We start from the raw sequence: 9,483 nt of genomic DNA, 5'->3' as shown, positions 1-9,483 counted from the left end.
ACTGAGCTAAGGCGGCGTGCTGCGCTGGGCAGCGGGTACGAGTGTAGCGACTGGCGACGCCGGAACAAAAACGGGCCCGCGTGGCGCGCTTCCAATGCCAGGGGGCGTTAGGGCACCCTTATGGACATGTCCGCTTTACCGATTTCCGAACGCGAGGCAGCGTCGTCCGTCGCGGAGCCCTGGCAGGTGGCCGACGGGATGCTGGTCGCCGATTATGCGACGTCGAACATGGTCAGGGGAGGGGAGTTCGTGGCGCGCATCATTGATGCCGCCGAGGATCTGAACCACCACCCCGACATCGACATCCGGTACTCGAGCGTGTATCTGGCGCTGATGACCCACAGCGTGGGCGCGCTCACCGAACTGGACGTGGACCTGGCGAACGCGATCAGCAAGATCGCCGCCGAACTCGGCCTGACCTGAACAAAAACCACCCCCGAGCAGGGCACTGATGCACATACGCAGCAGCAACCCGATCGGGGGCGGTTCTTGAACTACAACCGGACCGTCAGGCGACGCCCTCGGCACGGGCGGCCTCGGCGACGGCCGCGGCCACCGCGGGTGCCACCCGGCGGTCGAGTGCGCTGGGGACGATCTGGTCGCGACGCAGGTCGTCGGCGACCACCGACAGGATGGCGTCGGCTGCGGCGATCTTCATCCCCTCGGTGATCCGCTTGGCGCCGGCGTCGAGCGCTCCGGCGAACACGCCCGGGAAGGCCAGCACGTTGTTGATCTGGTTGGGGAAGTCGCTGCGGCCGGTGGCGACGATCGCCGCGTACTTGGCGGCCACCTCGGGACGGATCTCCGGGTCCGGGTTGGACATCGCGAAGATGATCGGGTCGGGCGCCATGGTGGCGATGAGTTCTTCGGCGATGGTGCCCGCGGACACCCCGATGAACACGTCGGCTCCGGCGAGGGCCTCGGCGGGTCCGCCGCGCAGCTCACGCGGATTGGTACGTCCGGCCAGTTCTTCCTTGAACTCGTTGAGGTTGTCGCGGTCCCGGCTGACGATGCCCTTGGAGTCGAGGACGACGATGTCCTTCACACCGGCGGCGAGCAGTATGTTGGCGCAGGCCACACCGGCCGCACCGGCACCGGAGATGACGACCTTCTGGTCGGCGATGTCGCGGCCGAGGACCGTGACCGCCCCGCGCAGTGCGGCCAGGGTCACGATGGCGGTGCCGTGCTGGTCGTCGTGCATGACCGGGCAGTCGAGGGCCTCGACGACGCGGCGTTCGATCTCGAAGCAGCGCGGCGCGGAGATGTCCTCGAGGTTGACGGCGCCGAAGCTCGGGCGCAGCCGGATCAGGGTCTCGACGATCTCGTCGGGATCCTTGGTGTCGAGCACGATCGGGATGGAGTTGAGGCCGGCGAACGAGCGGAACAGCGCCGACTTGCCTTCCATGACGGGCAGCGAGGCCCGGGGGCCGATGTCGCCGAGGCCGAGCACCGCCGACCCGTCGCTGACGACCACCACGAGCCGTTCGGTCCAGGTGTACTTGTCGACGAGTTCGGTTTCGGCGGCGATGGCGCGGGAGACCTGCGCGACGCCGGGCGTGTAGGCGATGGACAGGTCGCGCTGGGTGTCGATCGGCGAGCGCAGTTCGACGGACAGTTTGCCGCCGACGTGTGCGAGGAAGATCTCGTCGTCGGTGATGGGCAGTTCGGCGATCGTCGGCTGCCCGGGCGCCCCGGTCGTGGCGTCGGATGCAGAGTTGTTGCTGGCCGTGCTGGTCACGGTGGTCCTCCCTCAAGGTCCGGTGTGCACCGGACTACTGTTCTCGCCCCTGGTTGGGCCCGGGGGCGAGTCTGTCAGTGCGCGATGACGGCTGTGCTGCGGACTTCTCGCATTGCCGCTGCTCGCGTGTGCGTTTGAGCGTGGGTGGGCTCGCATGGTGTGCGTGTGCGCGTGTGATGCGCGTCGCATCGCGGATGTGATTATCGCACTTCCCGCTGGTCCGGTGTGCAGGCCTCCCTGCATTCACGGTGGCAAAGCACCTGGCGAGCGATCTACAGTTCAAGTCGTGTCCAAGTCGGATGAGGCGCTGTCGACCTCGACGCCCGGCAGCACCGCACCCGGAACCGGCCGCTGGATCCCCGTCTCCCTCGCCGTGTTCGCGTCGGCGTGGGGCGGCAACGAGTTCACTCCGCTGCTGGTGATGTACCGCCAGGACGGATCACTCTCGGACGTCGCCGTAGACGGCCTGCTGTTCACCTATGTGCTGGGGATCGTTCCGGCACTGCTGATCGGCGGCCCGCTGTCGGACCGGCTGGGCCGTCGTCCCCTGATGTTCCCGGCACCGGTCTTCGCCGCCCTCGGTTCGGTGCTGCTCGCGCTCGGCTCCCAATCGCTGACCCTGATGTCGCTCGGCCGCGTGTTCAGTGGCGTGGCGCTGGGCCTGTCGATGGCCGTCGGCGGCAGCTGGATCGCCGAGATCAGCCGCCGCGAGGGCGCCGCAAACCGGGCGGCGACACGCGCCGCGATGAGCCTGACCGCCGGTTTCGGTCTGGGTGCCGGGCTGGCCGCGGTGCTCGCGCAATGGGCACCCTGGCCGCACGTGCTGGCCTACGCGGTCAACATCGCGCTGTCGGTGATCGCGCTCGCGTTGCTGCCGCGAGCACCCGAGACCCGGCCGCGCAACAGGTCCGCGGGCAGCCTCGTCGACGACCTGCCGATCACCGGCCTCGCGCATCCGCGGTTCCTGTTCATCGTCCTGCCGGTCGCGCCGTGGGTGTTCGGGGCCTGCGCGACGGCCTACGCGATCATCCCGTCACTGATGACCGACAAGACCTCGAGCGCCCCGATCGCGTTCGCCGGGCTGTGCTGCCTGTTGGGGCTCGGTGTCGGCTTCGGCATCCAGGTCGTCGGGCGGCACATCGCCCGGCCCGGCACGGTCCGCGGCGCGGTGCTCGCGCTGGTCCTGGTGGCCGCGGGAATGGGGCTGTCGGTGCTCACCGCCCGGACGCTGTCGATCTGGGTCGCCCTGGTCGCCGCCGCGGTGCTGGGCTGCGGTTACGGAATGGCCGTCCTGTCCGGTCTGCTGGAGGTGCAGCAACTGGCCACACCCGACAACCTGGCCGGCCTGACCGCGGTGTTCTACTCGGCCACCTACCTCGGTTTCGCGATGCCGATGCTGCTGGCGTTCATCTCCGAGACCTGGCCGTCGGTCACCTACCCGATGATGTTCGGTGTGGGGGTGGGCGCCGCGTTGACCAGCCTCGTCGTGGTGGTCGCGGCGCATCGGCTCAACCCCGTGCACGTCCGGGTCACCGACGTGCGCGCTGTCGCGGAGTAGCCTGCGGTAGCCGGACGGGGCTGCCGAAGGAGGATCCCGATGTTGTTGGCGGCGTGGGTGGCCGTGGTGACCGCTGTGGCGGTGGTGGTGCCGGGCGCCCTCACCGGCCGTGCCTTGCATCTGCCGTGGCCGGTGGCCGTCGCAGCCGGGCCGCCCGTCACGTTCGCGATCGTCGGGTTGTGGTCGGTGCTGCTCGGGTTGGCCGACGTGCCGTGGAACCTGCCGACAGCCCTGGCCGCGCTCGGGCTGACCCCGGCGGTCTGCCTGCTGGGTGCCCGCGTGGCCTCCCGCCGGAACCGGCCACCGGCGCTACCGGGTCACGACGCCGTGCCGGACGCGTCCGGCCTGCTCGCGGTGGCCGCAGGTGTCGGCCTGGCCGCGGTGACGATCGTCGTCACCTGCGTCCGCCCGATCGTCAACGCCAGATTCGCCGGGCTGAACAACATAACCCAGGTGTGGGATGCGCTGTGGCATGCGAGCTCGCTGCGATTCATCGGCGAGACCGGGGTGGCGTCGTCGCTGCGCATGGGCGAACTGATGAACGTCGACACCCACGGCTTCAACTATTACCCCAACACCTGGCACGCGCTCGGCGCGGTGCTGATGCCGGTCACCGGCACCAATCCGGTCGAGCAGTACAACACCTATTCACCGGCGGTCCTGGCCGTCACGGTGCCGTTCGGGGTGGCCGCCCTGGCCTACTGGTGTGCCCGGCATCGGCTGGCCCCGACGCCGTCGGCGCAGGTGGCCGGGATCGCCGCCGCGGTGTCGGCGCTGTTCCCGTCGCTGCCGTACGTGGAGGTCGCCACGACGTCGGTGCCGAATGCGGTGGGGGTGTCGATGGCGCCGATCGCCGCGGTCCTGACGATCGGCGCGACCCGCGACCGCAGACGCATCGCGGTGGCCGCGCTCGCGATCTCCGGTGTCACCGCGACCCATCCGTCAGGCCTGATCCTGGTCGCGGTGATCGTCGGGCTGTGGTGGCTGATCGAGGCGACCGGACGGTTGCGTACTACCGGAACGCTGGCGTTGATCGGTGCGACGGCGCTGGTGCTGATCGCCCCCGTCATCTACGGCACCACCAAGATCGCCGAGAACAACGAGCTGTCCGGGTTCGAATCCCGCGACGACACCGCGACCGTGTGGCAGGCGCTGGGACAGGCCGTGTTCAACGGCACCGCCCCCCTCGAGCATCGCTATCCGCTGTGGTGGCTGGTGCTCCCGACGCTGCTCGGACTGATCGTGCTGGCGGGGTGGCGATGCTGGTCGGCGCTGGCGACGTGGGCGCTGTTCGTCCTGGTCACCGCCAATTCCGTGGTACCGCTCGGCCCGCTCGACGGTGTGCTGAGCGCGTTCGGTGGCTACTTCTACAACTCCGGTCACCGGCTGACGTTCGTGGTGGCGATGTTCTCGGCGGCCGCCGCGGGTGTCTGCGTGGGGGTCGTGGTGCTGTGGGCAGTCGAGCGGTGGCGACATCGAGAACCGTTGCGGATGTGGGCGGTTCCGGCGGCATTCGTGCTGGTGGTCGCGGTGATCGCGGGTGTCGCGGTGGGCAGCTACCACGACAATTCCTTCACCGCCGCACGCCAGCGCACTCCCAAACGCATCGGTCCCGACGACCTCGCCGCCTACCACTGGCTCGCCGAGCAGCCCGGCGCCCGCGGGTCGCTGATCCTGAACAATCTCGATCAGGGGACCGGCTGGATCTATCCGGTCACCGGGCTCACCCCGCTGTTCCCGTTCTACCGCGCCAACAAGTGGTCCCCGCGCCAGCGTCAGGTGTACTGGGGCACCCCGAACATCGGCCGCGACCCGCACGTCGACCAGTTGGTCCGCGACATGCACATCCGCTTCGTCATCGACAGCCCGCCGAGCTACTGGGAGTTCCAGAACGGCGTCCCCGAACCCGACCACCGGCGCAAGGGCGACCCGTTCCTTGCGTTGCGGCGCCACACCCCGCCCGGGTTGGCCAAGGTATTCCACCGGGGCAACGTGAGCGTCTACAAGGTCGACGACGACGTGCTGCGGGGACGGGTATAGGAGGGTCGGGGTCAGGCGTCGGGGTAGCCGTTGGGATTGGCCGACTGCCAGCGCCAGGTGTCGGCGCACATATCGTCGATGGTTTTGGTTGCGGCCCAACCCAATTCGTTATTGGCGCGGGCAGCGTCGGCGTATGAGGCGGCGATGTCACCGGCCCGTCGGGGGGCGATCTCGTACGGAATCGGCCGCCCGCTTGCCTTTTCGAACGCGGTGATCACTTCAAGCACCGAAACACCCTGCCCGGTACCGAGATTCCATACCGAGAACGGTTCGTCGGTGGCGGAGATCCGGTCCAGGGCGGCGATGTGACCGGCCGCGAGGTCGTCGACGTGGATGTAGTCGCGCACGCCGGTGCCGTCGGGAGTGTCGTAGTCGTCGCCGAACACCGACAGTTTGTCGCGCCGGCCGACCGCCACCTGCGCGACGAACGGCATCAGATTGTTGGGGATACCGCTCGGGTCCTCACCGATCGTGCCGCTCGGATGGGCACCGACCGGGTTGAAGTAGCGCAGCGCCGCGATCCGCCAGGCGTCGTCGGAGGCGGCCACATCGCGCAGCACCTGCTCGATCATCACCTTCGTCCACCCGTACGGGTTGGTCGCCGACGTGGGCAGGTCCTCGGTCATCGGCAGTACCGGCTCAGCGCCGTACACGGTTGCCGACGACGAGAACACCAGCCGCCGCACGCCGTGCGCGTTCATCGCCCGTAGCAGCGAGAACGTCGAGTCGAGGTTGTTCTGGTAGTAGTCGAGCGGTTTGGCCACCGACTCGCCGACGGCTTTGAATCCGGCGAAGTGGATGACCGCGTCGATCGGCTCGGTGGCGAAGAACTGTTCGGTCTTGTCCGGGTCGGTGAGGTTGAAACCGTGCACCGGGATGGACGTGCCGGTGAGGGCTTCGAGCCTGCCGACGACGGTCGGTTTGGAATTGCTGAAATCATCGACCACCACCACGTCGTGCCCGGCCCCGGCCAACTGCACCACAGTGTGGGACCCGATGTAGCCGGCGCCGCCGCTCACTAGTACTCGCATGGTTATCCAGAGTAGGCGTGCCATGGGTGCGATCACTGTCAACCTGCTCGGCGTAGGGTGTGAGTTCGGTATGTGGTGGTCGGTCGGGGAGTGATGTGATGAAGCGTTCGGACGTCGAGTTCACCTCCGGCGGAGTGACCTGCCGGGCTTGGCTGTACGAGCCCGATGCTGGTGCCCGCCCGCCGATCATCGTGATGGCGCACGGTCTGGGCGGGGTCCGGCACATGCGTCTGGGTGCGTTCGCCGAACGTTTCGCGGACGCCGGCTACGCGTGCCTCGTGTTCGACTACCGGCACTTCGGCGACAGCGACGGCGAGCCGCGTGGACTGCTCTCGGTGCGCCGCCAGCGCGCCGACTGGTCGGCGGCGATCGCGTTCGCGCGGTCATTGCCGCAGGTCGACGGCTCGCGGGTGGTGCTGTGGGGCACCTCGTTCGGCGGCGGTCATGTCTTGGCGGTGGGTGCCGGGCAACATGTGGCCGCGGTGATCTCGCAGTGCCCGTTCACCAGCGGGCTGGCGTCGCTGCGGGTGATGGAACCGCTGGTCGTGGCGAGGGTCACGGCGCTGGCCGTCGCCGACGTGATCTCGGCCGTCGCGCGCCGCGGCCCGGTCCGGGTCGCATTGGCCGGCGATCCCGGCACGACGGCCCTGATGACCGCCCCCGACGTGACGGAGGGCTACCTGGCCCTGGTGCCCGACGGCCACGACTTCACCAATGCCGTCGCCGCCCGCATCGGCCTGGTCATCCCGCTGCTGTCACCCGCCCGCGCCCTGCGCAAGGCGCACGCCCCGACGCTGGTGTGCGTGTGCGACCGTGACTCCGTGGCGCCCGCCGGCCCGACGATCAAGGCCGCCGAGTCCAACCCGAAGGTCACCCTCAAACGCTACGACGAGGGCCACTTCGACATCTACGTCGGCGACGCCTTCGAGGCCGTCATCGCCGACCAGGTCGACTTCCTGGACCAGGTGGTCCCCCTCGACTGACCGGTCCGAGGTGGATTCGTCAGGCGCCTGTCTCACCGGACCCTTCGAGACCCTTGCTCGTCCCTCGCATCGGCCTCAGGGATCAAGATGTCTGGTCGCGCCGGTTGTGTGATTTGCCCTGGCTGAGGTGGATTCGTTAGGTGCCTGTGTCGCTGGCCTCAGGGATCAAGATGTCTGGTTGCGCCGGTTGTGTGATTTATGAGGTCGCGTGATGGCCTTCTTGATCCCTGAGGGCGATGCGAGGGACGAGCGAGCGTCACGAAGGGTCCGGTGACCCGACAGCCATGACGCAACCGTCACAGGACGCGCTCGGTTCTCGCGTACTGCGCCTCGGCCGCCACCTTGCTGGACGCCCACCAGCCGGGGTTCGCGCGGTACCAGTCGATGGTGGCGGCCAGGCCGGAGCGGAAGTCGACGTACTGCGGGGTCCAGCCGAGTTCGGTGCGCAGCCGGGTGGGGTCGATGGCGTAGCGCCGGTCGTGGCCGGGCCGGTCGGTGACGAAATCGAACGCATCCCGAGGCTGTCCGAGCAGGTCGAGGACGGTTTCGACGACGGCCCGATTGTCCACCTCGCCATCGGCGCCGATCAGGTACGTCTCCCCGATCGAGCCGCGGTCGATGATGGCCCACACGGCGTCGTTGTGGTCATCGACGTGAATCCAGTCGCGCACATTGCGTCCGTCGCCGTACAGCCGCGGCCGCACCCCCGACAACACGTTGGTGATCTGCCGGGGAATGAACTTCTCGACGTGCTGGTACGGCCCGTAGTTGTTGGAGCAGTTGGAGATGGTGGCGGCGATCCCGAACGAGCGCACCCACGCCCGCACCAGCATGTCGCTGCCGGCTTTGGTGGCCGAGTACGGGCTCGACGGGTTGTAGGCGGTGGCCTCGGTGAAGCGGGCCGGGTCGTCGAGTTCGAGGTCGCCGTACACCTCGTCGGTGGATATGTGGTGGTAGCGCACCTTGTGCCTGCGTACCGCTTCGAGCAGCGCGAACGTACCGATCAGGTTGGTCTGCACGAACGGCGTCGGGTCGGCCAGGGCGTTGTCGTTGTGCGATTCGGCGGCGAAGTGCACAACCAGGTCGGTCTTGCCCACCAACTCGTCGACCACCTCGGTATCGGCGATGTCGGCCTTGACCAGGGAGATCCGGTCGGCGACGGAGTCGAGGGCGGCCGGGTTGGCGGCGTAGGTGAACTTGTCGATGACGGTGATCTCGGCGTCGGGCCGGGTCGCGAGCGTGCGCAGCACGAAGTTGCCGCCGATGAACCCCGCCCCCCCGGTGACCAGTATGCGCATTCGAAACCCTCTCCCGCCCGTTGCTGTCGGGCCCCAGGGTACCGATGGCCGGACCGGTCATGCCTTACGCTGGCCCTCGTGCGTGGAATCATTCTGGCAGGTGGAACGGGATCGCGGCTGCACCCGATCACGCAGGGGGTGAGCAAACAGCTCATCCCCGTCTACGACAAACCGATGATCTACTACCCGCTCGCGACGCTGATGCTGGCCGGGATCCGCGACATCCTGATCATCACCACCCCGCACGACGCGGCCGCGTTCCGGCATCTGCTGGGCACCGGCGACCGGTTCGGTATCAACCTCTCGTATGTGACACAGCCGTCCCCCGACGGCCTGGCGCAGGCGTTTGTCCTGGGCGCCGACCACATCGGTGACGAGTCGGTGGCATTGATCCTCGGCGACAACATCTTCTACGGCCCGGGCCTGGGCAGCCAACTGCGGGGTTTCGACGGACTCGACGGCGGCGCGATCTTCGCCTACTGGGTGGCCGATCCGGGCGCCTACGGGGTGGTCGACTTCGACGAACACGGTGTGGCCAGGTCGCTGGAGGAGAAGCCGCGGAATCCGAGGTCGAACTACGCGGTGCCGGGACTCTACTTCTACGACAACGACGTGGTCGAGATCGCGCGCGGCCTCACACCCGGCCCGCGTGGCGAATATGAGATCACCGACATCAACTCGCACTATCTGGAGCGGGGCAAGCTGGCGGTCAAGGTGCTGCCGCGCGGCACCGCGTGGCTCGACACCGGCACCTTCGATTCGATGCTCGATGCCGGCAATTTCGTGCGGACGGTGGAGCAGCGGCAGGGTCTGAAGATCGCGGTCCCGGAGGAGA

At 68.2% G+C, this 9,483-nt stretch carries 8 protein-coding genes; 5 read left to right on the top strand and 3 right to left on the bottom strand.

All coding sequences use genetic code 11. The annotated features are described in order from the left end of the window. Positions 1–126: 126 nt before the first annotated feature. Positions 127–423 carry a 4a-hydroxytetrahydrobiopterin dehydratase gene (locus Q0627_RS17765; protein WP_291018208.1) on the top strand — a complete coding sequence of 99 codons (297 nt, stop codon included), beginning with the start codon at positions 127–129 and terminating at the stop codon, positions 421–423. Between the two features lie 85 nt (positions 424–508). On the opposite strand, the gene Q0627_RS17760 is transcribed toward Q0627_RS17765, so the two are convergent. Further along, a complete protein-coding gene (locus Q0627_RS17760; protein WP_291018211.1) occupies positions 509–1,738 on the bottom strand; it encodes an NADP-dependent malic enzyme in 1,230 nt (409 codons plus the stop codon). Positions 1,739–2,045: 307 nt separating this feature from the next. On the opposite strand from Q0627_RS17760, the gene Q0627_RS17755 reads away from it, so the two are divergent. Both Q0627_RS17755 and Q0627_RS17750 read left to right on the top strand, forming a co-directional pair. After that, positions 2,046–3,296 (top strand): MFS transporter, encoded by a 1,251-nt coding sequence (locus Q0627_RS17755; RefSeq protein ID WP_291018297.1) that lies wholly within the window; start codon positions 2,046–2,048, stop codon positions 3,294–3,296. A gap of 39 nt (positions 3,297–3,335) precedes the next feature. Further along, positions 3,336–5,336: a DUF6541 family protein gene (locus Q0627_RS17750; RefSeq protein ID WP_291018213.1), complete on the top strand. Its 2,001-nt coding sequence runs from the start codon at positions 3,336–3,338 to the stop codon at positions 5,334–5,336. 11 nt (positions 5,337–5,347) lie between these two features. Here the strand turns inward: Q0627_RS17750 and galE are convergent, their stop codons facing one another. After that, positions 5,348–6,367 (bottom strand): UDP-glucose 4-epimerase GalE, encoded by a 1,020-nt coding sequence (galE, locus tag Q0627_RS17745; RefSeq protein ID WP_291018216.1) that lies wholly within the window; start codon positions 6,365–6,367, stop codon positions 5,348–5,350. Positions 6,368–6,465: 98 nt separating this feature from the next. Between galE and Q0627_RS17740 the strand changes: the two genes are divergently transcribed. Beyond that, the gene (locus Q0627_RS17740; RefSeq protein ID WP_291018219.1) at positions 6,466–7,350 is read left to right on the top strand and encodes an alpha/beta hydrolase; all 885 of its coding nucleotides are present in this window, start codon (positions 6,466–6,468) and stop codon (positions 7,348–7,350) included. Positions 7,351–7,646: 296 nt separating this feature from the next. Here Q0627_RS17740 and rfbB read toward each other — a convergent pair whose 3' ends face one another. After that, positions 7,647–8,648 carry a dTDP-glucose 4,6-dehydratase gene (rfbB, locus tag Q0627_RS17735; protein ID WP_291018221.1) on the bottom strand — a complete coding sequence of 334 codons (1,002 nt, stop codon included), beginning with the start codon at positions 8,646–8,648 and terminating at the stop codon, positions 7,647–7,649. A gap of 78 nt (positions 8,649–8,726) precedes the next feature. Between rfbB and rfbA the strand changes: the two genes are divergently transcribed. Further along, positions 8,727–9,483 (top strand): glucose-1-phosphate thymidylyltransferase RfbA (rfbA, locus tag Q0627_RS17730; RefSeq protein WP_298811737.1); only part of this gene is annotated, 757 nt, incomplete at its 3' end.

It is taken from the genome of uncultured Gordonia sp., from assembly GCF_937858515.1.
Taxonomy (GTDB): domain Bacteria; phylum Actinomycetota; class Actinomycetes; order Mycobacteriales; family Mycobacteriaceae; genus Gordonia.
Note: the sequence above shows the minus strand (reverse complement) of the source record. Positions and strands in the feature narration are given on the sequence as shown.